The sequence below is a fragment of the Streptomyces sp. ICBB 8177 genome (assembly GCF_003144095.1).
Classification (GTDB): Bacteria; Actinomycetota; Actinomycetes; order Streptomycetales; family Streptomycetaceae; genus Streptantibioticus_D.
In genome coordinates this window covers 298,159-322,287 of sequence record NZ_NSKH01000003.1, presented here as the reverse complement: position 1 = coordinate 322,287, position 24,129 = coordinate 298,159, and the positions used below count along the sequence as shown (strand labels likewise).

At 72.1% G+C, this 24,129-nt stretch carries 28 protein-coding genes and 1 pseudogene; 9 read left to right on the top strand and 20 right to left on the bottom strand.

Annotated features, from left to right (window positions below):
• Nucleotides 1-49: 49 nt before the first annotated feature.
• The 5 genes and pseudogenes from CK485_RS04385 (at nucleotide 50) to CK485_RS04370 (ending at nucleotide 3,537) form a co-directional block, all read left to right on the top strand.
• Nucleotides 50-1,216 carry a nucleotide disphospho-sugar-binding domain-containing protein gene (locus CK485_RS04385; protein ID WP_109447097.1) on the top strand — a complete coding sequence of 389 codons (1,167 nt, stop codon included), beginning with the start codon at nucleotides 50-52 and terminating at the stop codon, nucleotides 1,214-1,216.
• 158 nt (nucleotides 1,217-1,374) lie between these two features.
• Nucleotides 1,375-1,995 (top strand): annotated as a pseudogene (locus CK485_RS04380) (ATP-grasp domain-containing protein); the annotation flags it as partial.
• Nucleotides 1,996-2,081: 86 nt separating this feature from the next.
• Entirely contained in the window at nucleotides 2,082-2,255 is a 174-nt protein-coding gene (locus CK485_RS30135; RefSeq protein WP_342673459.1) for an ATP-grasp domain-containing protein, read from the top strand.
• Nucleotides 2,256-2,317: 62 nt separating this feature from the next.
• Nucleotides 2,318-2,920, top strand: a complete 603-nt coding sequence (locus CK485_RS04375) for a DinB family protein (protein WP_241968124.1) — start codon at nucleotides 2,318-2,320, stop codon at nucleotides 2,918-2,920.
• Nucleotides 2,921-3,162: 242 nt separating this feature from the next.
• Nucleotides 3,163-3,537, top strand: coding sequence for a hypothetical protein (locus CK485_RS04370; protein WP_109447093.1), 375 nt, complete (start codon nucleotides 3,163-3,165; stop codon nucleotides 3,535-3,537).
• A 122-nt stretch (nucleotides 3,538-3,659) separates the two neighbouring features.
• Here the strand turns inward: CK485_RS04370 and CK485_RS04365 are convergent, their stop codons facing one another.
• From CK485_RS04365 to CK485_RS04325, 10 genes are all read right to left on the bottom strand, one after another.
• Nucleotides 3,660-3,875, bottom strand: a complete 216-nt coding sequence (locus tag CK485_RS04365; RefSeq protein WP_109447091.1) for a hypothetical protein — start codon at nucleotides 3,873-3,875, stop codon at nucleotides 3,660-3,662.
• A 167-nt stretch (nucleotides 3,876-4,042) separates the two neighbouring features.
• On the bottom strand, nucleotides 4,043-4,963 hold the full coding sequence (locus CK485_RS04360; protein WP_158288156.1) for a methyltransferase domain-containing protein: 921 nt from the start codon (nucleotides 4,961-4,963) through the stop codon (nucleotides 4,043-4,045).
• Nucleotides 4,964-5,249: 286 nt separating this feature from the next.
• Entirely contained in the window at nucleotides 5,250-5,669 is a 420-nt protein-coding gene (locus tag CK485_RS04355) for an NUDIX hydrolase (protein WP_109447087.1), read from the bottom strand.
• Nucleotides 5,670-5,688: 19 nt separating this feature from the next.
• A complete protein-coding gene (locus CK485_RS04350; RefSeq protein ID WP_241968123.1) occupies nucleotides 5,689-6,489 on the bottom strand; it encodes an STM4013/SEN3800 family hydrolase in 801 nt (266 codons plus the stop codon).
• On the bottom strand, nucleotides 6,486-7,007 hold the full coding sequence (locus tag CK485_RS04345) for a hypothetical protein (protein ID WP_109447085.1): 522 nt from the start codon (nucleotides 7,005-7,007) through the stop codon (nucleotides 6,486-6,488). The genes CK485_RS04350 and CK485_RS04345 overlap by 4 nt, the downstream gene beginning before the upstream one ends.
• Nucleotides 7,001-7,633, bottom strand: a complete 633-nt coding sequence (locus CK485_RS04340; protein WP_109447083.1) for an AAA family ATPase — start codon at nucleotides 7,631-7,633, stop codon at nucleotides 7,001-7,003. Before CK485_RS04340 ends, CK485_RS04345 begins: the two co-directional genes overlap by 7 nt.
• Nucleotides 7,633-8,673: a radical SAM protein gene (locus CK485_RS04335; RefSeq protein ID WP_109447081.1), complete on the bottom strand. Its 1,041-nt coding sequence runs from the start codon at nucleotides 8,671-8,673 to the stop codon at nucleotides 7,633-7,635. The genes CK485_RS04340 and CK485_RS04335 overlap by 1 nt, the downstream gene beginning before the upstream one ends.
• A gap of 129 nt (nucleotides 8,674-8,802) precedes the next feature.
• Complete coding sequence (locus tag CK485_RS28670) at nucleotides 8,803-8,976, bottom strand: hypothetical protein (RefSeq protein WP_158288155.1); 174 nt, start codon at nucleotides 8,974-8,976, stop codon at nucleotides 8,803-8,805.
• A complete protein-coding gene (locus tag CK485_RS04330) occupies nucleotides 8,973-9,194 on the bottom strand; it encodes a hypothetical protein (RefSeq protein WP_146214483.1) in 222 nt (73 codons plus the stop codon). Before CK485_RS04330 ends, CK485_RS28670 begins: the two co-directional genes overlap by 4 nt.
• A complete protein-coding gene (locus tag CK485_RS04325; RefSeq protein WP_109447077.1) occupies nucleotides 9,175-9,597 on the bottom strand; it encodes a recombinase family protein in 423 nt (140 codons plus the stop codon). Before CK485_RS04325 ends, CK485_RS04330 begins: the two co-directional genes overlap by 20 nt.
• A gap of 368 nt (nucleotides 9,598-9,965) precedes the next feature.
• On the opposite strand from CK485_RS04325, the gene CK485_RS04320 reads away from it, so the two are divergent.
• Nucleotides 9,966-11,147, top strand: a complete 1,182-nt coding sequence (locus CK485_RS04320; RefSeq protein ID WP_109447075.1) for a helix-turn-helix transcriptional regulator — start codon at nucleotides 9,966-9,968, stop codon at nucleotides 11,145-11,147.
• A gap of 86 nt (nucleotides 11,148-11,233) precedes the next feature.
• Here the strand turns inward: CK485_RS04320 and CK485_RS29375 are convergent, their stop codons facing one another.
• The 7 genes from CK485_RS29375 to CK485_RS04290 all read right to left on the bottom strand — a co-directional run bounded on the left by CK485_RS29375 (nucleotide 11,234) and on the right by CK485_RS04290 (nucleotide 17,767).
• A complete protein-coding gene (locus CK485_RS29375) occupies nucleotides 11,234-11,701 on the bottom strand; it encodes a hypothetical protein (RefSeq protein ID WP_241968122.1) in 468 nt (155 codons plus the stop codon).
• Nucleotides 11,694-12,281: an NAD-dependent epimerase/dehydratase family protein gene (locus tag CK485_RS29370; RefSeq protein WP_241968121.1), complete on the bottom strand. Its 588-nt coding sequence runs from the start codon at nucleotides 12,279-12,281 to the stop codon at nucleotides 11,694-11,696. Before CK485_RS29370 ends, CK485_RS29375 begins: the two co-directional genes overlap by 8 nt.
• A 186-nt stretch (nucleotides 12,282-12,467) precedes the next feature.
• Complete coding sequence (locus tag CK485_RS04310) at nucleotides 12,468-13,730, bottom strand: FAD-dependent monooxygenase (RefSeq protein WP_109447073.1); 1,263 nt, start codon at nucleotides 13,728-13,730, stop codon at nucleotides 12,468-12,470.
• Nucleotides 13,731-13,751: 21 nt separating this feature from the next.
• Nucleotides 13,752-14,369, bottom strand: coding sequence for an antibiotic biosynthesis monooxygenase family protein (locus CK485_RS04305; RefSeq protein WP_109447071.1), 618 nt, complete (start codon nucleotides 14,367-14,369; stop codon nucleotides 13,752-13,754).
• A complete protein-coding gene (locus CK485_RS04300) occupies nucleotides 14,366-15,973 on the bottom strand; it encodes a class I adenylate-forming enzyme family protein (RefSeq protein WP_241968120.1) in 1,608 nt (535 codons plus the stop codon). The genes CK485_RS04305 and CK485_RS04300 overlap by 4 nt, the downstream gene beginning before the upstream one ends.
• Nucleotides 15,966-16,925 carry an aromatase/cyclase gene (locus CK485_RS04295; RefSeq protein WP_109447069.1) on the bottom strand — a complete coding sequence of 320 codons (960 nt, stop codon included), beginning with the start codon at nucleotides 16,923-16,925 and terminating at the stop codon, nucleotides 15,966-15,968. Before CK485_RS04295 ends, CK485_RS04300 begins: the two co-directional genes overlap by 8 nt.
• 53 nt (nucleotides 16,926-16,978) lie before the next feature.
• Nucleotides 16,979-17,767, bottom strand: a complete 789-nt coding sequence (locus tag CK485_RS04290; protein ID WP_109447067.1) for an SDR family NAD(P)-dependent oxidoreductase — start codon at nucleotides 17,765-17,767, stop codon at nucleotides 16,979-16,981.
• Between the two features lie 241 nt (nucleotides 17,768-18,008).
• On the opposite strand from CK485_RS04290, the gene CK485_RS04285 reads away from it, so the two are divergent.
• Both CK485_RS04285 and CK485_RS04280 read left to right on the top strand, forming a co-directional pair.
• Entirely contained in the window at nucleotides 18,009-18,452 is a 444-nt protein-coding gene (locus tag CK485_RS04285; RefSeq protein WP_109447065.1) for a nuclear transport factor 2 family protein, read from the top strand.
• Between the two features lie 249 nt (nucleotides 18,453-18,701).
• Nucleotides 18,702-19,943 carry a nucleotide disphospho-sugar-binding domain-containing protein gene (locus tag CK485_RS04280; protein ID WP_109447063.1) on the top strand — a complete coding sequence of 414 codons (1,242 nt, stop codon included), beginning with the start codon at nucleotides 18,702-18,704 and terminating at the stop codon, nucleotides 19,941-19,943.
• Nucleotides 19,944-20,027: 84 nt separating this feature from the next.
• On the opposite strand, the gene CK485_RS04275 is transcribed toward CK485_RS04280, so the two are convergent.
• Entirely contained in the window at nucleotides 20,028-20,234 is a 207-nt protein-coding gene (locus CK485_RS04275; protein WP_109447061.1) for an MbtH family protein, read from the bottom strand.
• Nucleotides 20,235-20,591: 357 nt separating this feature from the next.
• Between CK485_RS04275 and CK485_RS04270 the strand changes: the two genes are divergently transcribed.
• Complete coding sequence (locus CK485_RS04270) at nucleotides 20,592-22,457, top strand: AMP-binding protein (protein WP_109447059.1); 1,866 nt, start codon at nucleotides 20,592-20,594, stop codon at nucleotides 22,455-22,457.
• Between the two features lie 82 nt (nucleotides 22,458-22,539).
• Here CK485_RS04270 and CK485_RS04265 read toward each other — a convergent pair whose 3' ends face one another.
• Together CK485_RS04265 and CK485_RS04260 are read right to left on the bottom strand one after the other, a co-directional pair.
• Entirely contained in the window at nucleotides 22,540-23,712 is a 1,173-nt protein-coding gene (locus tag CK485_RS04265) for a nucleotide disphospho-sugar-binding domain-containing protein (protein WP_158288154.1), read from the bottom strand.
• A 140-nt stretch (nucleotides 23,713-23,852) separates the two neighbouring features.
• Nucleotides 23,853-24,110 carry an acyl carrier protein gene (locus tag CK485_RS04260; RefSeq protein ID WP_109447055.1) on the bottom strand — a complete coding sequence of 86 codons (258 nt, stop codon included), beginning with the start codon at nucleotides 24,108-24,110 and terminating at the stop codon, nucleotides 23,853-23,855.
• Between the last annotated feature and the right edge of the window lie 19 nt (nucleotides 24,111-24,129).

Here is a 24,129-nt window from a genome sequence, read left to right as displayed (position 1 = left end):
AATCGAACTCGAGCAACCGTGAACCCCGCATCCCCCGAGGGAGATCCCGATGCGCGTCCTGATGTTCAACACCCCCGTATCCACCCACTTCACCCCGCAGGTGCCGCTGGCCTGGGCGTTGCGGGCGGCCGGGCACGAGGTGCTGGCCGCGGTCCAGCCCGACGTCGTGCCGACCGTCGAGTCCGCGGGCCTGAACGCCGTCGCCCTGGGCGACCCGTACCGGGCCGGTGACATGCTCACCGGCGGTATGACGGGCACCACGAAGCGCATGATCGAGGTGCGCGGCCGGACCAAGCCGGAGGAGATGGCGAGCGGTGCCAGAGCGTGGGTGGTGCACGCCAAGTACCTGCTGCCGGAGTACCTGGACTTCGCGCGGGCCTACCGGCCCGACCTGATCCTGTCCGACATGCTGGAGTTCACCTCGCTCATCGTGGGCGGGGTGCTCGGCGTGCCGGTGGTGCACCACCGCTGGGGCCTGGACCCGATATCCACCCCGGCGCGGCCGCACGCCAGGCTCGGTCTGAAGGGCACGTGCGAGCGCCTCGGCCTGCCCGGCCTGCCCGACCCCACGGTGCTGCTCGACCCGGTGCCGGAGGAGTTGCGGCTGGCCGACGCGACCCCGGGCGTCCCCATCCGCTATGTGCCGTTCAACGGGCCGGGGTTGATGCCGGAGTGGCTGCGGCTGGAGAAGCCGGAGGGCCGCCGGGTGGTGGTCTCGCTGGGCTCGCGGGCGATCCTGCTCAACGGCCCGCGGCACGTCGCCACGGTGCTGTCGGCGTTCGAGGGCATGGACGACGTGGAGGTGCTGGCGACGGTGCCGGCGGCGGACCACGGTGCGCTGGAGGGGTTGCCCGGCAACGTGCGGCTGATCGAGCCGGTGCCGCTGCACCTGCTGCTGCCGACCTGCGACGCGATCGTCCACCACGGCGGCGCGGGTACGGCGATGACGTCGACCGCGGCCGGCGTGCCGCAACTGGCGCTGCCCGAGCTGCTGGACATGTTCACCACGGGCGACCGCCTGGCGGCGGCCGGGGCGGGCATCACGCTGGACACGGCTCAGGCCCAGGCGGACGTCCCGCTGCTGCGCGACTCGATCCGCGCCCTGTTGACGGAGCCGTCCTACACGACCGCGGCACAGTCCCTGCGCCGCTCGATGGAGTCGATGCCGTCCCCGGCACGGGTGGTCCAGGATTTGGAGGAACTGGCGGCGGCCTGAGCCGGCTTCTCCGGCGCAGCGACGGGGCCCCGGCGCGCGGTCGGGGCCTCCGTCGCGTTGTGACGTACTGGGCGGCGAGTTGGGCTAGGAGCCCGGTGCCGGTCTCGTGGACGGTCTGCCCAGGTCGGCATCTGCCTCCGGGGTTAGGCTCTGCGTCCATGACAGCTGCTGCCGTCCTGTTGACGTGTTGCGACCCTCTGCGGCCGCGTCGTGCGGACCCGCACTTCTCGGGCGCGGCCGAGGCGGCCCGAGTCCTGGGCGTTGACGTCGCGTTCCTCGATCACGAAGCACTCGTGCGCGGACGGCCCGAAGAGGCCGTGTCCAGGGTGCCGCGCGGCCTCGGACCGCTGTGGTACCGGGGCTGGATGCTGCCGAGCAGCCGTTACGCCGAACTGGCACAGGCACTGGCCGAGCGAGGCAGCACCCTGGTCACGGATGCCGGTCAGTACCGCAGGGCTCATGAACTGCCCGGCTGGTACGAGACGTTCGCGGCGGTGACACCCCGCAGCGTCTGGCTCCCAGGGCTCAAAGCCGACGCCGCCCGCCTGGCCGAGTTGGCCGCACCACTGAGCCCCGGGCCGGTCGTCGTCAAGGACTACGTCAAGTCCCGCAAGCACGAGTGGGACGAGGCGTGTTTCGTGCCCGACGCCGCCGATACGGAACGGCTGGCGGCTGTGGTCGGCCGTTTCGTCGCGCTCCAGGAGGACTCCCTGGCCGGGGGAATCGTCCTGCGCGCTTTCGAGGACTTCACCGGCGACGAGGTGCGGGTGTGGTGGATCGACGCGGCCCCCGTCCTCACCACCGCGCACCCGGACACGGACTCGGAGACGCCGCGGCATCCCTCCCATGTCAGGAACTCGACCGCATGGCGCCGCTGGTGGACGCTCTCGGCTGCCGGTTCGTCACGACCGACCTGGCCCTGCGCTCCGACGCAGTCTGGCGGCTGGTGGAGGTCGGCGACGGCCAGGTCAGCGACCTGCCCGCCGCGACGGACCAACTGCGTTTGCTGGAGCCGCTGTTCGGCTCGCCGCAAAGCTGACCGCGTCCCGGAACCGTGATTCCGCTTGAGGCCACTGGCCGCACATGACAGGCTCGCGGCCCGTGATCGACGATTGCGCGAAAGAGCATCTGCAAGGGGTTCTACGAGAGATGCGTAGCGCAATGCTCTGGAAGCTCGACGGCTTGAGCGAGTACGACGTCCGCCGGCCCCTGACCCCGACCGGCACCAACCTCCTCGGCTTGGTCAAGCACCTGTCGGTCTGGGAATCCAGGTACTTCGGCGAGGTCTTCGATCGCCCCTTCCTCGAACCCCTTCCACGGTGGAGCGACGTCGATGAGCCTGGCTCAGACCTGTGGGCGGCTGAGCACGAGACACGCGAACAGATCACCGGCCTCTACCGTCGCGTGGGCGAGCACGCGGACAGGACGATCGCCGCTCTCTCGATCGACTCCCCCGGTTATGTGCCCTGGTGGCCACGCCCTCACGTGAAGCTGTTCGACATCCTGGTCCACATGCTCACCGAGACCAGCCGGCACGCCGGTCACGCCGACATCCTGCGCGAACGACTCGATGGATCAACCGGTACAGCGGCCGCATACGCAACCCCGCCGCTCGACACGGCCTTTCGGGCTGCCCGGTACGCAAAGATCGAACGCGCCGCCGCGGCATCCGGTGGCGGCACAGAGCCCGACCAGCCCGGCTGACGCCCGCGCGCCCAGGCCTGTCCGAGCGGCGAGAACGCGCACGCGGATGCCCCACCGGCCACCCATTGACCGCTGTCTTCACGGACGAGTCGGCAGAAGGGGCATCGTAGGGCGCCGACACTCCCACATGCCACCGCACCCGGGCCCCCGAGGGTCTCCCTTCGACGTCATGGTCACGCGACTTGCTCCAAGCCCGGCCCAGGCACCGACACAACTCGGTACCGTGTCAATCCAGTTGGCTGATGGGGGATCACATGAAATACGGAGAGGCGGCCTACGTTGCCACCCGCGACGCGATGGTGGAGGTTCTGCGGGGATGGGCCCGAGAGGGCCGGACCGACACCTACAAGAAGTTGAGCGAAACCCTGGCACCGGAACACCGTGTCCATTACCACGGTTCGATGATGTCGCGCCTGCTGGCGGATGTTTGTCGCCAGGACAGCACCGGGCCCGATCCGATGCTCTCGGCGCTGGTCGTCAATGGAACCAACCGGAAGCCCTCCGGCCAGTTCTTCGAGCTGGCCGTCACCGAGTTCCACCGACGGGATCCGAACTGGACCTGGGAGCAAGAGCGGGACGCGGTGTTCGCCCGGTACCGCCGCCCGGCTTCGCTATGAGTCCTACACGCAGACAGCTGCCCCCGGCCGACCGGGAGGCGAGCGCACCCACGCCCCGGAATCACCGCGGACGAGTGATCACCAGGCCCGCCCGCTCGAAGCCGGACGTTCAAGCGGCAAGGTCAGAGCGAGTGGAAGTTTTGGGAGACGGCATGGGCGAGCGAGCCGACGATGCTCAGTACTCCCTGCCCGAGCGACGTCGGGGCCAGCAGAACGCCCAGCGCCAGGACGATGACGACGGTCAGCGTCTCGTCGCGGCGGCTACGGGCCTGGGTTCGGCGCCGTAGCCGCACGATGACGAGGAACACGAGGAATACCGCCAGGTTCATGGTCAGCACGTCGCCCCACCCCTCCCGTCGTGCCTGCCGTCGTCCTTGGATACCGGCAGGCACGACGGGAAGGTGGAGCGGTCCGGGACTGTTGGCGGCAAACCGGTGATGACTGGCCGGATCAAACCGAACAAACCGGCCGCCCCGACGAGGCCGTGTCCTACGCGGTCGATTCGTCAGGCGAACACCACCTGCGGGAGGTCCCATCCGGGGCCGTCCTCGGAGCGCCACCAGATTCGCAGACGTTCGGCAGTGACGGTGATGCCGAATTCGTCGCGGTCCGGCGCGGTGGGAAACAGGGCGTGGAGTTCTTCGATCGTGTCCCACAGGCGTCGCGGGCCGAGTTGACGCACGTGACCGGTGCCATCGGCCGTGGCGGTCGAGCCGTCCGGCGTCCAGAGGCCCACGGCGTGGATGCCGTCCTTCTCGTCGGGCCACGTGCAGGTGTCGCAGCCGGGCAGAGCCAACGACAGGGGAAATTGGAGCCGATCCATCAGGTCATCGATGGGAACCGTTGTCGTGGTCACAGGGCTGTCGTCAAGGCTGTCGAACCGAGGGCCGACCGCGAGCGTTCGGCGAGGCATGAAGTAGGCGCCGCCCGGCAGGAATCGGCCCTGCGCCTGCCCGTCCCGCACGACGACCCGCGCCAGCCCCCAGCCGATCGGAACGACCATCACCGCGTCCTCGACGCTCTGCGCGACCCACTCCCAAGGGATCGCCTGCATACGGCAAGTGGCGATGACCCGGTCGAACGGTCCGCGCTCAGGCAGGCCGGCGGCGCCGTCTCCGGTGTGCACGACCGGGTGATACCCCGCCGCGGCCAGCCGTTCGACCGCGGCGGCCGTCAGACCGGGATCGACGTCGACCGTCGTCACGTTCGCGTCGCCGAGCCTGTGGGCGAGGAGAGCGGCGTTCCAGCAGGTGCCGGTGCCGCACTCGTAGACACGGTGCCCGGGGCGCACGTCGAGCGCTTCGAGCATGGTGAGCATCAGGCCCGGCTCGCTGGACGGCGAGGTGGAATCGCCGCCGTTCAGCTGGGTGGTCAGGGCCTGGTCGGCGTAGACACCGTCGAGGTAGTTCTCGTCGTCCTGGCGCACGGGTTGGAAGCGCCCTCGTCGCCCTGCCGGTAGTAGAGGGGCACGAACAGGTGCCGGGGCACCGCCCGCACGGCTTCCACCCATGCCGTGTCGTGTCCCGCCGCGGCGAGTTGTACGGCGAGTTCCTCGCGTAGCGTTCGCGCGCTCAGCATCGATGCCCACGGTCATGCGACGGCTCCTTGCAGGACGTGTGCCTCAGCGATCGGCAGTTGCGGCGGATCGACCAGGCAGTATGCGCGGGCCGGGTAGTCCGCGCGCGAGACCGTCAGCCTTGTTCCGGCCGGGGTCAGCCGCGGGCGAGCAGGAGGGCCAGCGGACCAGCGGGAAGCAAGAAGCGGCCCTTTCGGGCCGCATCGACCGCGTCGTCCCTCGGCCACCACGACAGCTTGAAGTCCTGCTCGGTGGGGGTGAGTTCCTGCGGTCCGAGCGTGAGGTCATGCGCCTCGTAGAGGTGCACGCGGGCCGGTGAGGCGAGGGTGATGGCGTAGGAGCCGAGAGGCCGCCACGAAGCCGCGGTCACGCCGGCCTCCTCGCGCAGCTCGCGAGCGGCGCACTGTGGCGGGGTCTCGCCATCCTCCATACGCCCGCCCGGCAGGAACAGGTACTCGCCGCCGTGCCCTGCGAAGTGCGCGCTGAGCACGGCGACGAGTCCTTGATGATCCTGGGCGACGACGACGCAGGCGTCACGGGTGGGCAGCGTGGTCATGCCAGGGAGCGTAGCGCTGTCAGCACAGCATCAGGGCGAAAGGGACTGTGGTGACGGTGGGGTGGATGATGCCTCGTCCGTGGTAGCCGTCCTCCCCGTAGGCGTCGCCGTGGTCCGCGCACAGGATGACGAGCCAGCGGTCGCGGCTCGTCAGGCCGGTGACCAGCCGGCCCAGGTGCTCATCCGCATAAGCGAGCGCCGCTTGCTGGGAGAGCGCGGTGTCGTGGCTGTCGCCCAGGTAGTGACCGTGGGGGACGTGGGTGGCCGAGACGTTGACGAACAGCAGCAATGGGCGGCCCTCGTGCTCGTCGGCGACCTGGAGCGCGCGGTCGACCTGGTGGCGGGTGGAGTCCAGTTCCGGTGAGCAGAACCGCGGCTCCCAGTAGTCCTGGTCGAACATGTCCGGCAGGACGCTGCCGAGTGGTGTCTCGCGCGAGAAGTAGGTGACGCCCCCAACGCACACGGTGGTGTAGCCGTGCTGCCCCAAGCCCTGAAGGAGGTTGGGGGCGTCGAAGACGAACGTGCCGGACGTGACCGTCTTGAAGGCCGGCGGGCGGCACTCCCACAGCCGGGGCGGCTGGTTGGGCTGCGGGCGCTTGGGCAGGAACCCGGAGAAGAAAGCCATGTGCGCGGGCAGCGTGAACGTCCCCGGCGTGGTCCGCCTCTCCCAGCCGCCGGCGGGCAGCAGTCCGGCCAGGCGCGGGGTGCGTCCGTCGCGCAAGGCCGTCTCGGCGGTGTCGTACCGCAGCGAGTCGAGCGTGACGAACAGGATGTTCATGCCGGAGGCGACGACTTCGGCGGCGTCGATCACGGTGGTCACCCCTCGGCGGTGGCGTAGTGGTGGGCGAAGTCCCGGCGCTGGAGGATCCGGCCGCGGGCGCCCGCGTTGACGGGGATGGGCACCCGGTCGCGGGCGATGAGGTCACAGATCAGTTCCAGACCGGTTCCGCACGTCATGGGCGTGCCACCGGCGGCCAGCAAGCGCATCGTCACCTCCCCGGCGTCGGTGGTGATGAGCGCCCCGGGGCCCTGCACGGTGCGCACCCCGTAGGCGAGCAGGTCGGCGTCCCCTTCGCCGATGATCGAGACGGTCGCGGCGTAGTGCAGGCAGTTCGCCGCTCCCCGGGCGAAGTGGTCGGCGAGGCGCATCGCGGGTTCGGTGCCGTCATGGACGACCGCCACGGCACCGGCGCGGCAGGTCAGGACCAGACACGAGCCGACCCACCAGCCCAGAGCGGAGTGGATCAGGCCGGGGCGCGGTCCGGGGAAGGGGTCGGTGAGAACGCCGTGGATGCGGTCGGGTGCGAACACGGACGGCAGGTCGACGGGGCTCAGCATCGTTCCTCCAGCAGTGCGTAGATCTCGTCGGCCAGTTCTTCGGGGGTCTTGCCGTCCGTGATGACGGTGACCGCGGTGGGGTCGACGGCGGCGAGCATGCGGTACAGCGCGCGCACGCGATGCATGAGCCCGGGGCGGCGCACCAGCAGCCGGTCCTGCGGGGAGCGGTCCGGCCGGTCGGCCATCCGCCGCAGGAGTTCCTTCTCCGACGTCTCCAGGTACACGGTCAGGTCGGGGGCTGGCAGGTAGGGCAGGAACGGGGTGAACGCGGCGAGGACCGCTTCGAGGTCCAGGCTGTTGACCGCGGTGTGGTTGGCGATGATCGAGTTGACCCACCGGTCGGTGACCATGTTCCCGGCCACCAGGCGCCGCCGGACGGTGTCGGCGGCATCGAGCGCGCCGGTCAGATAGAACGCGAACTGGGTGAGCGCGCCGCCATGGTCGTTGACGTAGCCGGACAAGCTGCTCAACGGCTCGGGGACCATGTGCAGGGTCGCGGCGTCCAGCCGGTCGGCCAAGAGGCGGGTGAGCGTCGACTTGCCGGAGGCGCTGATGCCCTCCAGGACCAGGAGCCTGCCGTGCCGGCCGGTGACGGGCGGCTGGTAGCAGGCGGGAAGCTCAGGCATCACAGCGTTCCCTCCGTGAAGGCGGCCACGTGGCGGGCGACGGCGTGGGCCGCGCCCAGTCCGCCGCGCGCGGTCAGGATGGGTGCCAGGTGCAGGCGCAGGTCTTCCCGCAGCAGGCACGGCATCAGGCCGCCCGCGTGATCGAGGCGCAGGGCCCAGAAGCCCTCCACGCACTGCGGTTTGAGCGGGCAGGTGCCGCACTGCCCGACGTGGTGGCGTCCCAGCTCCCGGTGGATGACCTCAACCTCTACCCCGTCCACGGTGAACACCCGGCGGCCTTGCCCGACGCCAGCGACCTCGACGCGCTCGCTCTCGCACATCGTGCGCAGCAGCGCGACCAGGTCGTCGGCGGGCACAGCCGCGTCGGAGGCCGGCGTGTTGAAGTCGGTGCTGACGAGTTCGATGAACTGCACCGGCAGACGCCGGGTCAGCGCGTAGTCGAGAATCGCGGGGACCTCGTGCCGGTTCTGGCGTTGCAGCAGCGTGTTGATCTCGACGCGCTCGAACGCCTCCCGCGCGGACTCGATGCCCGCCAGGACGTCGGAGATCGGCCGATTCGCTCGCGCGATCATGCGGAACGTGGCATCGCTGAAGTAGTGCAGTGACACCTTGATCTTGTCCAGCGGGATGCGCTGCAGCCACGGCAACGCCCGGGGCACCAATATGCCGTTGGTGATCAAGGCGAAGGTGACGTCCGGCGCGGCGTAGCGGGCGACGCCCTCCAGCACCGGGCGGGCCAAGCGGGAGGCCAGCGGCTCGCCGCCGGTGAAGTACACCCGCCGCAGGCCGGTCGCGATCAGCCCGCCGATGGCCTGCACGTAGTGGTCTGCACACAGGAGCCGCTCGCGCGGGCGCAGAGACCCATCGTCCTTGGTGGCGCCGGGCGGCACGTCGCCCTCGTTGTGGCAGAACCAGCACCAGATGTTGCAGGCGGGCCCGAGGGAGACCCGTAACTGCCCCCGCAGAGCAGCGAAGTTGGACAGGGCGGTCATGTCCGGCGCGGGGGCCGGTGACCGTAGAGCAGGACTGAGAAGACCCATGTGGCTCTCCTGGAAAGAGGGGCTCGCCGTTGGGGCACGACCGAGTGGGCTGTGCCCGGTTCTCTTGAGGTGCCGGGCAGTAAGGCGGCGCGGCCGCGCGGCCGGAGAGAGGTGCGCGGCCGAGCCGGTCTACACACCGTCTGGGGCGGGCGGTGTCAAGGAAAGGTCCGCCAAGGCGGACGGGCCAGGGTGGTCGGTCGTGATCTGGTCGTGGACGGTCACGCCGAGGAGGGTGAGGCCGGCCGGGTTCGCCGCGACGCACAACACCGTGGCGAGCGCTTCGCCGACCTCCTGGCGGTTCACCGCATGGCCTTCCCGGCCGGACGCAGGTCGGCCGGGTCGGCTTCCCATCCGATGCCACCGCCGAGAGGCAGCACGAACACGGTGGCGTCGGTGGACGCGAAACCCGGCATGGTGGGCGGTTCCACACCCTGAACGACGCCCGTCTCACCCCGGGCCAGGTCGGCGACCCTCGCGCCCTGGACGAGCCATGCGGGCCGGTCAGGCATTGGAGTACGCATGGGCCCTCCCGTCGCGCGGTGTGCGGCGCGGCCGGTGACGCTCGACCAGGCGCAGGCTCGTGTCGCCCGCGGTGGTCTCGGTCCAGCCGCCCGCGTCGTGGATCTGGCGGCATGCCACGAACTGCTGCGCGGGATCGGGGTGGAGGCGGTCCCAGTCGGTCACGACGAGCACGACGTCCCGGTCGCCATCGCGGTGCTCGCCGAGGAGGCTCGCCAGCAGCTTCCGGTACGCCGGCTGCTCGGCGACCGGCCGGGCCACGTGCTCGCCGCTCTCCGTCCAGGCCCCGGCGACCGGCCAGCGCTGCCGCTCGGCGTACGCGACGCACACACTCAGACGGGCCGCTGCAGAGGCGGGACCCCGGTCGTAGACGAACGCCAGCGCCGGACTGGTGGCCTCCCGCACGAGGCTTAGCCGACATGCCATCGCCGACATGCCTGCCTCGCGTGCCCCGACCACTTCTGGTGCCGGTTCTTCGGGGCTTCGTGAAGGGAGCCGCACCGGAGTAGGGACGGGGAAGGTGCTATCTGTTAAGTCGCCGCTTCGGAGGCGGACTTGGTGAGTACGGCGAGGGGTCGGCATGCTCACTCTCTTCCGGCATCATGAATCACCGACAGGTCTTCAGCCTCGTGGCTGCGGGGGCCGCAGCCGAAGCGGGCTGATACCCAGTCAACTCCGGAGCTTCAAGATCAGTTAGCACAAGTCATGCACAACGCAGGGGCGTTAGGACCTCAGGCCGGATCAGCGGTCGCGAAGGGTGGGAAGGTAGGGGCATGACCCCAGCCGCGGGCGAGAACATCGCCGTGCTCCGGAAGTCGCGCGGGATAGGACAGGCCAGGCTGGCACGCCAGGCCGGGATCTCCCTGTCGTACCTCAGCAAGATCGAGGTCGGTACGCGCCCGGCGACGCCTCCCGTCGTCGCCGCTGTCGCCAAGGCGCTTCGCGTCTCCACCGCGCGCATCTACGGGCAGCCGTTCCTCAGCGCGTCGGAGCAGGCCGACCTCCTCGATGCCCTCCGGGTATCGGTACGACGCCACACCCTGCCCCGGCAGGACGCGCCGCCCCTCGATGTCCTCGCCACCGGCCTGGCGACCGCAACGGCCCTGCGCGCGCAGACCAAATACGTCGAGCTCCTGCGCATCCTGCCGACTCTCCTGGAGCAGGCCACAGCCGTCGCCCTCGCCGGCGACGGTGACCCGGCCGCCTGGGGTCAGGTCGCCGACCTGTACGGGTGCGGGTACGCCGTCGCGCACCGCCTCGGGCAGCCGGACCTCGCCGAGATGGTCGTCGCCCGGCAGACGTGGGCCGCCGAACAGACCTGGAACCCCGAGGCGGACGCCGCCGCGGCCTGGAACGAGGCGGGCACCTACCAGTCGGCCGGGCAGTACGACGACGGCCTCGCGATCATCGAACGCGCCATCTCACGGCTGGAGAGCGCACGGTTCACCGGCGGTCCCGCGAAGATCGTGCCGCTCGGCTCCCTTCACCTGCGTGGCGTCGTTCTCGCTTCCCGGCACAAGGACGCCCAGGCCACCAAGGACCATCTGACTCGTGCCTGGAAACTCGCCAAGTCGCTTGGCGGCGAGGGGGACATGGTCCGCCACAACCTCACCTTCGGGTCCGGCAACACCGCGCTGTACGAGCTGGCCGCCCACGTCGAACTGGGCCGTCCCGACAAGGCGGCGGCCATGGGCGACACTCTGATGGAACAGCCGCCCGGCGACCTGACGCCCAACCGCGTCGGCCGCCTCTACATCGACGTGGCACGTGCCCGCCTGGCCGTGAAGAACACCAGTGGCGCCGAAGAGGCGCTGAAGGCGGCGTTCACCATCTCCCCGGAGATGGCCGAGATGCACCCGATGGCGCGGGAGGTACTCCGCGTGCTGTTCGTGCTCCACCAGCGCGCCAAGCCCGAGCTGATGACGATGGCCAAGCGCGCCGGGCTCACCGTCTGAACCAGGGGGAGCGGCTCGCGGTGCGTCCTGGCGTGCCCGCCATCAGTCAGCCCCCTGGCCACTGCCGCCTTCGACGTGTGCGGTGCTCACTCGGCCTGATGTGAGCCGGTGGCGTGGGCGGCGAGAATCGCCTGCTCCTTCTCTGCTGGGAGGAACGGCGTCCACTCACTGAAGTGCTTGTAGTCCTCGAACGCCTCCCGTTCACCGCCGGGCGCGAACAGCCAGGCGGCGGTGTCACGCACCGAGTCCGCGACCGGGCGACAGCGCAGGCCGGCGGCCAGCGCCTTCGCGCACGAAGCCGCCCAGACTCCCGCGGATCGAGGTCCCGGCGGCAACCAGAGCGGGATCTCCGTCCACGGCTCGACCCCGTGTTCGACGAAGAGCCGGTCGTCGATGTAGACGAGCTTGGCCCGGCCCGCGGTGGCGGCCACGCAGGCGTCCAGGTAGTCGCCCCAGCTCCCGTTGTCCGGGGCGCCGGGCACCGTGTAGTCCTCAACCTCGTGCCTCGGTACGCCGGCGAGCAGGTCGAGGCCGAAGGCAGCGAGGTCACGCACGTCGATGACCCGCAGCGGCCGGTCCGGGGGTACCGGGCACGGCCATCGGCCCGCCGCGCGCGGCCCGGCGCAGCCAGGCGGTGGTGCGCCGGGCCCGGTCGTGCGGCCCAACGATCAGACCCGGCTGGAGCACCACGACTCTTCCGGGGAAGGCCTGCCGGACCGCCTGCTCGCAACCGTCCTTGAGCCAGCCGTAGTCACCGTCCTCCGGTCCGGCGTCGGCGCTGCCGCCCTGGCGCGGGGACGACTCGTCGGTCGGCAGCGCGGGATAGCCGGGGTAGACATTGATCGTGGAGACGAACAGGTAGGAACCTGCTCGCCCGGCCAGCGCGGCGGCCGACTTCGCCACCTCGCGGGGCACGTAACCGCAAACGTCCACGACCGCGTCGTACGGCCCGGCGGCTGCCACCGCGGCGAGATCCGCCTCGTCCGTCCGGTCTCCACGCAGAATGCTGACGCCCGGCACATCGGCTTGCGTCCGGCCCCGGTTGAAGACGGTCACCTCCCAGCCGCGGCACAGCCCCTCCGTTGCGAAGGCCCGCCCGACGAACACCGATCCACCGATCACGAGGAGCCTCATAAGGACGAGTCTCGGTTCGCCACGACACCGGCGGAACGGTCGTATGCGGATGGCGAACGGATTACGCGTGCCGCGAAGGCGCTCCGGTCGACGTGCCGAGGGCGGCCAGGTGTTCACCCAGCCGCCCCCACCGTTCAAGCCTCCACCGCTCAAGCCCTCGCCGCTCAAGCCTCACCACTCAAGCCCTCAGCGGCCTCCCTCGTCCACGAACAGCTCCCCCGCGATCGCGATCGCCGGGTTGCCGTAGGCGATCTTGCGGAGGATCTTGCCGTAGGCGGGGGTGTGTTTGAGGATCGCGGCCAGCTTCGGGCGGATCCTCGTGGCGAAGGCGCCGTGCGCCAGCATGGCCTTGCTCTGCATGCGCTGGGTGCGCATGACCGTCGCGATGTCGGCCGCCCTGCGCTCCTCGAACGCGCCCAGCACCGCGGCGCTCGCGTCGCTGCGGCGCAGGGAGTCCACCAGGATCGGGTGGAGCAGGACCGCGTCCTGGATGGCCAGGTTGATGCCCTGCGCGCCGATCGGGCTGTGGGTGTGTGCCGCGTCGCCGATCAGGACGAGGCCGTCCACCGCCCAGGTGTCGGCGCGGCCGGAGAAGACGTCGAGGAGGGTGAGGTCCTTCAGGGACGTGATCTGCTCGCGGATGAGGTCCGCGTAGGGCGGGACCGCCTTCGCCAGCTCCTCCTTGGTGTGGTCCAGGCCCTTGGCCACGACCTCCTGGTAGCCGCCGTGCGGCAGCGTCCAGCCGATCTGGACCTTGTCCGGCCACGAGTCGTACGCGAGCACCGGGGCGCCCTCGGCGCGGAAGACCCGTACGTCGCGTTCGCGGTCCGAACCGCCGGGCGGGACGGTGAGCTTGAACCACAGGACGTCCAGGTCGAAGACGTCCGAGCGGCCCGCCTCGATCCCGGCCAGCCTGCGGATCTTGGAGAAGCGGCCGTCCGCGGCGACCACGCAGTGCGCGGAGACGGTCAGCTTCCCCGAAGGGCCGTCTGCGGTGACCCCGGTGATCCGGCCGTCCGCGTCCTTGACCAGGCCGCCCGCCCGCCTGCCGTCCAGGTAGCTGAACCCCTCGAACTTGCCGCAGTGCAGGAGCAGTTCGTCCAGCACGTGGGCCTGCGGGATGCTCAGCAGGTGGTCGTAGGGGGCGGGCAGCGAGCGGTAGTCGATGTCCAGCAGCGCCCGGTCGCGCTCCACCAGGCGGAACCGCTGGTGCTCGTGGCAGCCGCGGGTCCTGGCTCCGGCCAGCACCCCCAGCTCGTCCAGCAGCCGCATGGCGCCCGGCTGGAGGATCTCGCCGCGGAACTCCCGCTGGTGCGCCCGGGAGCGCTCGACCACCGCGACCCGCACGCCCGACTTCAGCAGCAGCAGCGCCAGCGTCAGCCCGGCCGGGCCGCCGCCCACCACGCAGATGTCGGTGTCGACGGCCTCCCCCGCGTGTCCTTCAGCCATGATGTCGGTCTCCTTCCGCGGTCAGGCCGTCGCGCCCTCGGGCGTACGGGTGCCGGCCACCGGGGCGGCGGTCACGGTGCGGATCGTGGCCAGCGCGGTCAGCGCCGCGTACTGCGGCAGCGCCTTGGCGGCGGCGAACCCGTCGCGGTCCTCCCAGCGGGTCACCGCGGTGTACTTGCCGGGCGTGAACAGCGACTTGGCGAGGTCGGCCCAGGCGAAGCCGGCGGCACGCGCGGCGGCCTGCGCGTAGGCGGCGTAGGCGGCCTCGAACTCCTCCTGGTCGCCCTTGGCCTCGATGAACTCCAGCGCCACCAGCGGCGCCTCGCCCGCGCTCGCCTGCCCCTGGAGGCTCAGGACGCCCAGCGACGGGTCGGCGACCACGTCGACCAGCTCGTGGAACTCCTTGGCGTGCGCCTGGAAGGTGTCGCTGGCCATGACCGCCTGGAACGACTCCGGCTTGTCCCACCAGCCGAAGTTGACGTACGTGGCCGGCTCGTCGTCCTGGCGTACCGCCTGGTGGGCCTGGAATCCCTCGCGCTCGCGCATCCACTGCACATGGGTGCCGAAGCGGGCCTCGAACGCCTCGGCCTCGTCGGGGTTCTTGAGGGTGAAGACGTTGACCACGGTGAAGTACGTCATGCTGATGCCCTTTCAGGAATGGCGGGGACGCCGGGAACGGACTGCCACGCGCCGCGCTCGATGAGCTGGTCGCGCAGCATGCGGCGCTGGATCTTTCCGTTGCCCGAGCGCGGGATCGTCTCGACCGTCTCGGCGTAGCGGACCTGCTGGTAGTACGGGAGCCGGGAGTTGACCTCTTCGAGGACGCCCTCAAGCGAGGCCCCGGCGCGCAGCACCAGCAGCGCGCCCGCGACCGCGGTGCTGAACGGGTCCGGCAGGTCGAAGACGACGGCCTCGCGCACCGCGGCGTGCCCGAGCAGCGCGCTCTCCACCTCCGAGGGCGCGACGAGGAAGTTGTCGCACTTGAAGACGTCCTTGAGCCGGTCGACGAGGAACAGCCGCCCGTCGCCGTCCACCCGTCCCGCGTCCCCGGTGGAGAACCAGCCGTCCGGCTCCAGGCCGGTGCCGTCCGGGCCGCCGAGGTAGCCGAGCATGACCTGCGGGCCGCGCAGCTGGATCTCGCCGACCGCGTCCGGCTCGGTGAGCACGGCGCGGGTGTCGATGTCCACGACCCGGCACTCGGTTCCCGCGACCGGGGTGCCGACCGAGCCGTGCACCGGGTGGTCGGGGTCGTCGCTGTGGGTCAGCGGCGCGGTCTCGGCGAGGCCGTAGCCCTGGAAGACCGGGATGCCGAACCGCTGCGTCAGGCGGCGCGCGGCCGGTACCGGCAGGCCGGAGCCGCCGGAGGCGATCCGCTTCACGGTGGTCAGCCGCAGCCCTTCCAGCGACGGGTCGGCGGCCAGCCGGGCCAGGCGCACCGGCAGGCTGTAGAAGTGCGTGGCGCCGTAGCGGTTGGCGGCGGCCACCGCCTCGGCCGGGTCCGGCCCGGCGAACAGCACCTGCGTCGCGCCCGCCCGGAAGGCCGAGTTGAGGTGCATGGGGTGGTAGGTGGGCAGGTGGTTGACGGCCACCGCGTCGCCGTCGAGCTTGTGGGCGGCGGCGATCTGCGCCGCGTTGACGGTGACGTTGCGGTGGCTGAGGCGTACGGCCTTGGGCAGGCCGGTGGTGCCGCTGGTGAACTGGATGACGGCCACGTCGTCCGGCTCGACCGGTGCGGGCGTGAAGCCCTTCGCGGGACCCGCGGCGAGTGTCTCCATGGTCGGCTCCTGCCCCGTCGCGGCGCCGATGAGCACGACGTGGCGCAGCAGGGGCAGCCGGTCGCGGACGGCGGCGAGCCGCTCGTACACCGTGCCGTCCACGAACGCCGCCCGTGCCCCGCTGAGCGTGAGCACGTGCAGCAGGGCCTCCTCGCGCATCAGCGGGTTGACGACGGCGGCGACGTGTCCGGCGCGCGCTGCCGCGTAGTAGGCGACGGCGAAGTCCGGGTGCAGTACGGAGGCGGTGGCAACGACCGCGCCGGGCTCGGGCAGCAGCTCGCGCAGCGCCGAGGCGACCGCGGTGACCTTGCGGTCCAGCGCCGCGAAGCCGATTCCGCGGCCCTCGGCGATGACGGCGGTGCGGCCCGGGTGGGCGGCGGCCGCCTCGCTCAGCAGCGCGTCCACGCGCGCCGGGACCGGCGGCAGCGCCGCCAGGTCCCGGGCGCGGGCGTCCGACGGCTCAGCCACGACGGCCCTCCGCGTAGGCCTTGGCGTGCTGGAGGGTGACGCCGGAGTTGGTGGACAGCGCCTTGTGCACGTACGCGCGCGCGTCGGCGGTGGTCTTCCCCTCGCCGAGGATGCGCTCGATGGTGTCGGTGCGCAGGGTGACGGTGTGCGTGGAGGAGACGTCCACGCCGGTGCCGCTGGGGGTGATCAGCCACTCGCCGGTGTGCGCGGTCATCAGCAGCGGCACGGTGGTCTGCTTGTAGACGATGCGGCCGGGGGCGAAGCACACGCGCACCGACTCGGTGGTGTGCACGGAGCCGTCCTTGGTGCTGGTGTCCATCCGCATGACCTGGAGTCCCGGGGTGTCCTCGGTCAGGTCGAGCTTGGCGACGTGCGGCAGGCGCTCGGGCCACAGGTCGGAGCGGTTGAGGAAGTCGAAGACGTCCGCGCCGTCACCCTCGACGTGCACGGTGTCGGTGAAGCTGAACACCAGCTCGCCGAGCCGGTCCGCGAGTTCGGCGACCTCCTTGATACCGGCCAGTTCCTTGCCGCTGTTCTCGTCGAGCGCCTTGTTGATCCACTCGACGTTGGCCGGGTCGTCGTCGATGGCCTGGAAGTCGTGCTTGAGCTGAAGGCGGCTGGTGTCCTCGCCGGTGGCGGTGACGATCCACTCGCCGCCCATCGCGGCGACCGGCGGGGTGGACACGTCCTGCCGGAAGGTCACCCGCCGCGCCTCGGGGTCGAGGGTGCGCACCGACGACCAGGTCTTGACCTCGCCGTTGGCGGTGGCCCAGATGCGGATGCGCTCCAGGCCCGCCTCCTCCTCCAGGCGCTCGACGTGGACGTTGGGCTTGAAGTGCTGCGGCCAGGTCTCGACGTCGGCGATGATCCCGTAGACCACCCGGGCCGGGGCCGCCACGTCGATCGCATGGGTGGTCTCGTGCGTCGTCAGCCGCTGTTCAGTGACGGTCATGGTCTGGAAACTCCAACTCGACTAGGACGTAACGCGATCGGGGTTCGGGGGGATCAGTAGTTGCCCAGGCCGCCGCAGACGTTGAGCGCCTGCGCGGTGATGGAGGCGGCGGTGTCGGTGGCCAGGTAGCCGACGAGCCCGGCGACCTCCTCGGGCGTGGAGTAGCGGCCCAGCGGGATCTTGGCCTGGAAGCGCTCCAGGATCGCGTCCTCGGAGGTGTCGTAGGCGGCGGCGTAGCCCTGCCGCACGCGGGCGGCCATCGGGGTCTCGACGTAGCCCGGGCAGACCGCGTTGACGGTGACGCCGGTCTTGGCCAGCTCCAGGCCGAGGGCCTTGGTGAAGCCGACGACGGCGTGCTTGGAGGCGGAGTACGGCGCGCCGAGCACGACGCCCTGCTTGCCGCCGGTGGAGGCGATGTTGATGACCCGGCCCCAGCCGCGGTCCTGCGCGCCGCCCGCGTTGAGGAACTCGCGGGTGGTCAGGAAGACGCTGTTGAGGTTGGTGTCGATGACGTCGTACCACAGCTCGTCGGCGATCCCGGCGGTCACGCCACCGCCGCTGCGGCCGGCGTTGTTCACCAGGACGTCGACGCGGCCGTACGTCTCCACGGCGGCGGCGAGCAGCTCCTTGACCGACTCGGGGCGGCGGACGTCGGCGGCGGTGCCGGCGGCCTCGATGCCCTCGTTTCGCAGTTCCTTGACGGTGGACTCCACGCTGTCGGCGCTGCGGGAGCAGATGAACACCGCCAGGCCCGCATTCCCCAGGGTCCTCGCCACCGCGAGGCCGATTCCGCTGGTGGATCCCGTGATCAGGGCCACGCGGCGCTGCTGTTCGTTGCTCATGCTGTGCGCTCCTTCCGGCTGTCGACGGGGAACAAGGTGCCGACGCGGCCTCGTGACGGGATCGAGCACAGCTGGACAGCGCGGCTCCGTCCGCCGTCCAGCGTTCCGCGAGGGGGCGTGGCGAGGCTTCCGGCCGACGCCACGTCACAACCCGTCGGACGGCACGCTCGCGTTCCCAACGCTCCGTCAGTCGTCAGGTTCCGACATTCCCGGACCACCCGTGAGGCAGGAGAGGACCACCATGACCGTGACGCAGGAAGCACCGGCCATCGGCTCGGCGGAGCTGTACCAGCAGGTGCAGCAGTACTACGCGCGCCAGATGCAGCTGCTCGACAGCGGCCGGGTCGAGGAGTGGGCGCAGACCTTCACCGCCGACGGCGTCTTCGCCGCCAACGCCCACCCGGAGCCCACCGTCGGCCGTGAGGCGATAGCGAAGGTCGCCGGGCAGGTCGTCGCCGACTACAACGAGCGCCGCATCCAGCGCCGCCACTGGCTCGGCATGGTCAACGTCGAGCGCCAGGAGGGCGGTTCGGTGTTCGCCCGCTGCTACGCGCTGGTCTTCGAGACCCCGCACGGCGGCCAGGCGTACGTGAAGGCCAGCACCACGTGTGAGGACGAGCTGGTGTACGAGGGTGGCGAGTGGCTGGTCAAGCACCGCCTCATCACCCGCGACGACCTGATCTGACGCCACGGCACCCGCGACCGCCTGATCCGGCACCGCATCGCTCGCGGCCCCTGATCCGGCGCCGCACATCGCCCGCGACCGCCTGATCCGGCGCCGCGTCACGCGCGACGACCTGATCCGGCGCCGCGGCCGGGCCCCAAGGACCACGGCAGTGCCCCGGGACTCCCCCGCCCGAGGCGCTGCCGTGTTGCGTTCGGCGGCCCCGCGGGGCCGCCGGCGGGCCCGTACGAGATCCTACGGAGGCATCCCATGCGTGTGTTGTTCACGACCTGGGCGGAACCCGCCCACCTCTACAGCCTGATCCCGCTCGCCTGGGCCGCCCGCACGGCCGGGCACGAGGTGCGGATCGCGGCGCCGCCGTCCATCGTCCCCGCGGTCTCGCGGGCCGGTCTCGTCGGCGTCGCCGTGGGCCACGACGTGGCCGTCCAGCAGATCAAGCAGCGTGCCGACCTCGCCCCCTGGCGGGAGCCGGGCCGCTGGCCGAGGCACTGGGCGGCGCACCCGGAGAACCTGGACGACGGGCAGCGCGCCGTGCTCGCCGCCCTCGGCGACAAGCAGGTCACCGTGGCCGAGGCGATGTCGGACGACCTGGTGGCGTTCGCCCGCTTCTGGCGGCCGGACGTCGTGGTGCACGACAACCTGACCTTCGCCGGTCCGGTGGCCGCCGCCGCGACCGGGGTGCCGGCGCTGGGGCACACCTGGGGCAGCGCCACGGTGATGCGGGTGGAGCTGACCGGGCTGCGAGGCGCGCCGCTGGAGAGTTACACGCGGCTCTTCGAGCGCTTCGGCGCCGATCCGCAGGCCGGTCCGGTGGGCTGGCTGGACCCGAGCCCGCCGTCGATGCGGCTGCCTGACCCGCTGCCGACGAAGCGCTTCGCGATGCGCTACACGCCGTTCAACGGGCCCGGTCTGGTGCCCGGTTGGGTGCATGAGCGGGGGCGCTCGGCGCGGGTGTGCGTGACCTCCGGGATCTCCAGCACCAAGGTGCGTCCCGGTGAGCTGCCGGAGATGGTCGGCCGTACACTGCGCGCGCTGGTCGCGCGGGACGTCGAGGTGGTGCTCGCGGTCGGCCCCGGGCAGGCAGGGAACCTCGGCGGGCTGCCGTCCGGGGTGCGGGTGGCCGAGTCGGTGCCCATGAACGCCCTGCTGCCCACCTGCGCGGCCGTCGTCCACCACGGCGGCTCGGGCACGGGTCTCACGGCCGCCGCGGTCGGGACGCCGCAGCTGGTGCTGCCGCGGATACCGGTGACCGCCGAGATCGGTGAACGCGTCGCGGACTTCGGCGCGGGCCTGATCCCCGACTTCGCGGACCAGGACGACCCCGAGGTCATCGGCGCCTGCGTCGACCGGCTGGTGACCGAGCCCGCCTTCGCCGAGGCCGCCGCCGCGCTACGCGCCGAGATCGCGGCGCAGCCGTCGCCCGCCGCGACCGTGGGCCTGCTGGAGCGGATCGCGCTGGGCGGTCCCGAGGCGGTGCGCGTGGCGGCGTGACGTCACCGCCCGCGCGCACCAGGGCCGCCCGGCGAGGCACTGCCGGGCGGCCCTGACGTGTGCGGGCGGGGGGCGTACGAGTGGTCAGGCGGCGAGCGGCCCGTTCTGCGGCGCGCGCATCGCCGCCCAGTGCGCTTCCACGTAGTCCAGGCACTGCTGCCGGGAGGAGGCCTGAAGCTTCACGGTCCAGCCGGCCGGCACGGCGGCGAAGGCGGGCCACAGGCAGTGCTCCTGCTCGGCGTTGGCGAGCACCAGGTAGAAGCCGGACGGGTTGGCGAAGGGATTGGTCATCGGGTGCCTCCGGGTGGTCGGGGGGCGATCGGGCGCAGGGGCGCCAGCGTGGACCTCCAGCGTGTCGGGGCCCGGTCGAGTGGCGCTCTCGCGGCGTTGGACCGGCGCACACCCCCGCGCACGAGGCCTCGCGGAGGCCCCCCGCACGCCAGGCCCCCGGCGGACTCGCGAAGCGCTCTCGCGGCAGGACCGACCGGGCGCCGACACGCACGAGCCCCCCGCAGCCGACCGGGCGCCCGGTCCTGGCGTGAAACCGACGGCTCCAGCCCGCCTCCGAAGCCCTTCCAGCCGGATACGTGACGCTGGCGCCAACGCATCCGAACACGTCGCAGCGCCCGTAAGGGGGAGTTGACCGGCATGACCGATGTCCAGGGTGCCCTGCGCCCGTTGACGGCCGCGCCGACCGGGGTGATCCGCGCCCGGTTCGGCCGGCACACGGTGGCGGACGACGACGCGGCGGCCGACGCGCTCGTCGTGCGCCGCACCGAGCGACTGCGCGCGGCGGCCCGCGACCTGACGGTGGACTGGCCCGCGCTCGCGATGGCCGCCGTCGCCGCGTACCTGCACCGGCTCACCGGGGAACGGGCGCTGACGCTCGGCCTGGCGGTGGCCACCCGGCGTGATCCGGCCACCCGGCGCGCGGCACCGGGGCGCGGCCCGCACGCGCTGACCGGCGACGTGCTGCCGCTGCGGCTCGACCTCGGCCCGGAGACGACCGTCGCGGAGCTGGTGCGCCAGGTGTCGGTGGACCGCAGGCTGTTCGGCCCGGTGGTGACCGTCGCCCACAACCTGACCGGGGCGGGTCCGGTGCCCGACCTCGCGGTCGTCGCGTACGAGGACCCGGACGGCGCGGGCGTGCGCATCGACTTCCAGGCCAACCCGCTCTACGACGCCGAGCAACTCGCCGCGCACCAGCGGCGTTTCGTCGACTTCCTCGACACCATGGTGCTGGCCGCGCCGGACACCGCGATCGGGCGGCTGGACCTGCTGAGCGCGGACGAACGCCGCCGGGTCCTGGTCGAGTTCGCGGGCGCGGCCCGCCCTGCCCCCCGCCACACCGTGCCCGGCATGATCGCGGCCCAGGAGCGCCGCACCCCGGACGCCGTCGCGGTCTGCGCCGCCGACGCCGTCCTGACGTACCGCCAACTCGACGTGCGCTCCGACCGGTTGGCCGGTGTGCTCGCGGCGCGCGGGGTCAGGCCGGGGCAGGTGGTGGCGGTGGCTCTGCCCGCCTCGGCGGAGCTGGCGGTGACGGTGCTGGCGGTGCTCAAGACGGGCGCCGCCTTCCTGCCGCTGGACCTCGGGCTGACCGCCGACCGGCTGGCGTTCCGGCTGGCCGACAGCCGCGCCGCGCTGACGGTCACCACGGCGGCGCACGAGGACGCGGTGGCGGCGCTGCCCGGGCCGGCGCGGCTCGTGCTGGACGGCAGGGGCCAGGTCGGCGCGCGCGAACCACGCAACAACCGCGGCCAGTTGACCGCCCCGGGGCCCCGGGACGCGGCGTACGTGCTGTACCGGGACGCGGAGGGCGCAAAGGGCGTGGTGGTCGAGCACCGCTCGCTCGTCGACCACCTCGCGTGGTGCCAGGTGCGCTACCCGCAGCTGCGGGGCGCGACCCTGCTGCACCTGCCGGTCGCCGACGACCTGTCGGTCACCGCGCTGCTCGGCCCGCTGGTCTGCGGCGGCCAGGTGCGCGTCGGACCGCTGGAGCCGGACGCACCGCGCGCCCTCGGCAGCGCGCCGCTGACCTTCCTCAAGACCACCCCGGACGCCCTCGGCTCGCCGGCCGCAGCGCCGAGCGGGCTGCTGATGCTGGGCGGCGGCCCGGTGGACGGCGCGGCGCTGGCCCGGTGGCGGGAGCGGCACCCGGGCGTGGCGGTGGTCTACTCGCACCGGCTGACCGAGGGCACGGTGGACTGCCTGGGCTACCGGCTCGACCCCGGCGAGCCGACCCCCGAGGGCGTGCTGCCGATCGGCCGGCCCTTCCCCCGCACCCGCGTCTACGTGCTCGACGGCGCGTTGCAGCCCGTCCCGGTGGGCGTGGTGGGCGAGTTGTACGTGGCGGGCGCCGGACTGGCCCGCGGCTACCTGGGCGACCCCTCGCTGACCGCCGAGCGCTTCGTCGCCGACCCGTACGGCGCCCCGGGCACCCGGATGGTGCGCACCGGGGAGCTGGTGCGCTGGCGCGAGGACGGCAACCTGGAGGCGGTCGGGCGGATCTGACCCACGGCCGCCCGCGACACGACGGTGCCGCCGGCCCTCCGCCGCGAGGAGGGGACGGCGGCACCGCTGTGTCGTTCCCGCTTCAGGAGCGGGCGCCCGCCACCTCCTCAAGGCGCGGCACCAGCTGGGACGGCAGCGGCATGGCCCGTACCTCGTCGGCGCAGCGCAGCGCGTCCTTCGCGTAGCGCGGGTCGCCGAGCAGGGTGTCCAGCGCGGTGCGCAGCCGCGCCGGGTCGTCCTGGTCGCCGTGGTCCACCGCGAAGCCCGATCCGCTGGCGGTGACGCGCTCGGCGTAGACGTCCAGCGCGGGCAGTGCCTGCGGAAGCACCAGCTGCGGCAGGCCCATCGCCAGCGCGGTCAGCCCGGTGCCCGAGCCGCCGTGGTGGACGACGGCCGCGCAGCGGTCCAGCAGCAGCGACAGCGGCGCGGGCGCGACCACCTCGACGTTGCCCGGCACCGGCCCGAGCAGTTCGGCGTGCGCCTCGCTGAGGGTGAACAGCGCGCGGACCCCGTCCATGCGACCGAAGGCCTCGGCCAGCGCCGCCAGTCCGCCCACGCCCAGCTCGTCGACGGTACGCGGGCTGTAGGAGACGCAGACGACGCGCTCGCCGTCGCCGCTCGGCCGCCAGTCGGGGTAGCCGCCCGGCCCGTTGTACGGCACGAAGCGCACCGGCTCGCCGGGCGCGGCGCCCTCGGGCCGCATACTGGGCGGACAGGGGTCGAGCAGCAGCGCCGGGTCGGGCAGCCCCTCGTCCGAACCCGCCTGCTGTGCCAGCGACTTGAGCGCCCGGCGGGCCGGTTCGCGGGCCTGCGTGGTCAGCACGTCGGGCCCCCAGCGGTGGACGACGGCCGGGATGCCGAGCGCGCCCGCGACGATGGGCCCGGAGAACTCCACCGGGTCCGAGATGATCAGGTCCGGCCGCCACTCGCGGGCCAGCGCCAGGTAGCCGTCGAGCACCCGCCCGACGCGGGCCTGCCAGCGCGCCGCGAGCGCGTCCCAGTCCGGCTGCCATCCGGGCGAGCCGTTCGACGGGGACGCACCGTTCGCCGGCTTGCCGGACGGCTTGGGAGGTCCGGCGGGACCGGGACGTACCGCCACCTCGGCGGTGTGCAGCCCGGCGCCGCGCGCGGTCTCCACGGTCGACGGCTCCCCGCACAGCAGGACCTGGTGCCCGGCGGCCTGGAGGGCCCAGGCGAGCGGGACGATGGGGAGCAGGTGGGTTCGTACCGGGGCCACCACGAGCAGTACGCGCATGGTCGACTCCCCTCTCTCGTAGAGGCGTTGAGGGTGTGCAGGCGTTGGGGTCATCGGTCACGGGGAGCCGGGACATGCGACGGCCGCCGGCACCGGTCTCCCGGTACCGGCGGCCGTCGCACCGCGATCCGCCCGGTGGATCAGGCGGCCTGCTGGGACTGCGCCAGGCTCTCGTTGATGAAGTCCAGCAGCAGCCGCGGCGTGGTCGCCTCGGCCACCGTGTCGTCCGACAGCCGGATGTCGTAGTCCCGCTCGATGCGGCCGGTGGTCTGGAGCACCGCGAGGGAGTCGTAGCCGAGGTCGGCCAGCGGGGTGTCCAGGACGTCGCCGTCCAGGTCCACGCCTTCGGCCTCACCGGCGCACTCACGCAGCAGGTTGGTCAGTTCGGACAGGGTCATGGCAAACACCTTTCGTATA

Bases quoted from the DNA above. Each gene is read 5' to 3' on its own strand.
- CK485_RS04265 (WP_158288154.1), bottom strand. From the start codon at position 23,712: ATGCGCGTACTGCTCGTGGTGGCCCCGGTACGAACCCACCTGCTCCCC.
- CK485_RS04330 (WP_146214483.1), bottom strand. From the start codon at position 9,194: ATGCGTACTCCAATGCCTGACCGGCCCGCATGGCTCGTCCAGGGCGCG.
- CK485_RS04305 (WP_109447071.1), bottom strand. From the start codon at position 14,369: ATGACGTACTTCACCGTGGTCAACGTCTTCACCCTCAAGAACCCCGAC.
- CK485_RS04260 (WP_109447055.1), bottom strand. From the start codon at position 24,110: ATGACCCTGTCCGAACTGACCAACCTGCTGCGTGAGTGCGCCGGTGAG.
- CK485_RS04295 (WP_109447069.1), bottom strand. From the start codon at position 16,925: ATGACCGTCACTGAACAGCGGCTGACGACGCACGAGACCACCCATGCG.
- CK485_RS04335 (WP_109447081.1), bottom strand. From the start codon at position 8,673: ATGGGTCTTCTCAGTCCTGCTCTACGGTCACCGGCCCCCGCGCCGGAC.
- CK485_RS04340 (WP_109447083.1), bottom strand. From the start codon at position 7,633: ATGCCTGAGCTTCCCGCCTGCTACCAGCCGCCCGTCACCGGCCGGCAC.
- CK485_RS04370 (WP_109447093.1), top strand. From the start codon at position 3,163: ATGGGGGATCACATGAAATACGGAGAGGCGGCCTACGTTGCCACCCGC.
- CK485_RS04280 (WP_109447063.1), top strand. From the start codon at position 18,702: ATGCGTGTGTTGTTCACGACCTGGGCGGAACCCGCCCACCTCTACAGC.
- CK485_RS04290 (WP_109447067.1), bottom strand. From the start codon at position 17,767: ATGAGCAACGAACAGCAGCGCCGCGTGGCCCTGATCACGGGATCCACC.
- CK485_RS04275 (WP_109447061.1), bottom strand. From the start codon at position 20,234: ATGACCAATCCCTTCGCCAACCCGTCCGGCTTCTACCTGGTGCTCGCC.
- CK485_RS30135 (WP_342673459.1), top strand. From the start codon at position 2,082: ATGGCGCCGCTGGTGGACGCTCTCGGCTGCCGGTTCGTCACGACCGAC.
- CK485_RS04345 (WP_109447085.1), bottom strand. From the start codon at position 7,007: ATGCTGAGCCCCGTCGACCTGCCGTCCGTGTTCGCACCCGACCGCATC.
- CK485_RS04355 (WP_109447087.1), bottom strand. From the start codon at position 5,669: ATGACCACGCTGCCCACCCGTGACGCCTGCGTCGTCGTCGCCCAGGAT.
- CK485_RS04385 (WP_109447097.1), top strand. From the start codon at position 50: ATGCGCGTCCTGATGTTCAACACCCCCGTATCCACCCACTTCACCCCG.
- CK485_RS04270 (WP_109447059.1), top strand. From the start codon at position 20,592: ATGACCGATGTCCAGGGTGCCCTGCGCCCGTTGACGGCCGCGCCGACC.
- CK485_RS04320 (WP_109447075.1), top strand. From the start codon at position 9,966: ATGACCCCAGCCGCGGGCGAGAACATCGCCGTGCTCCGGAAGTCGCGC.
- CK485_RS29370 (WP_241968121.1), bottom strand. From the start codon at position 12,281: ATGAGGCTCCTCGTGATCGGTGGATCGGTGTTCGTCGGGCGGGCCTTC.
- CK485_RS04285 (WP_109447065.1), top strand. From the start codon at position 18,009: ATGACCGTGACGCAGGAAGCACCGGCCATCGGCTCGGCGGAGCTGTAC.
- CK485_RS04310 (WP_109447073.1), bottom strand. From the start codon at position 13,730: ATGGCTGAAGGACACGCGGGGGAGGCCGTCGACACCGACATCTGCGTG.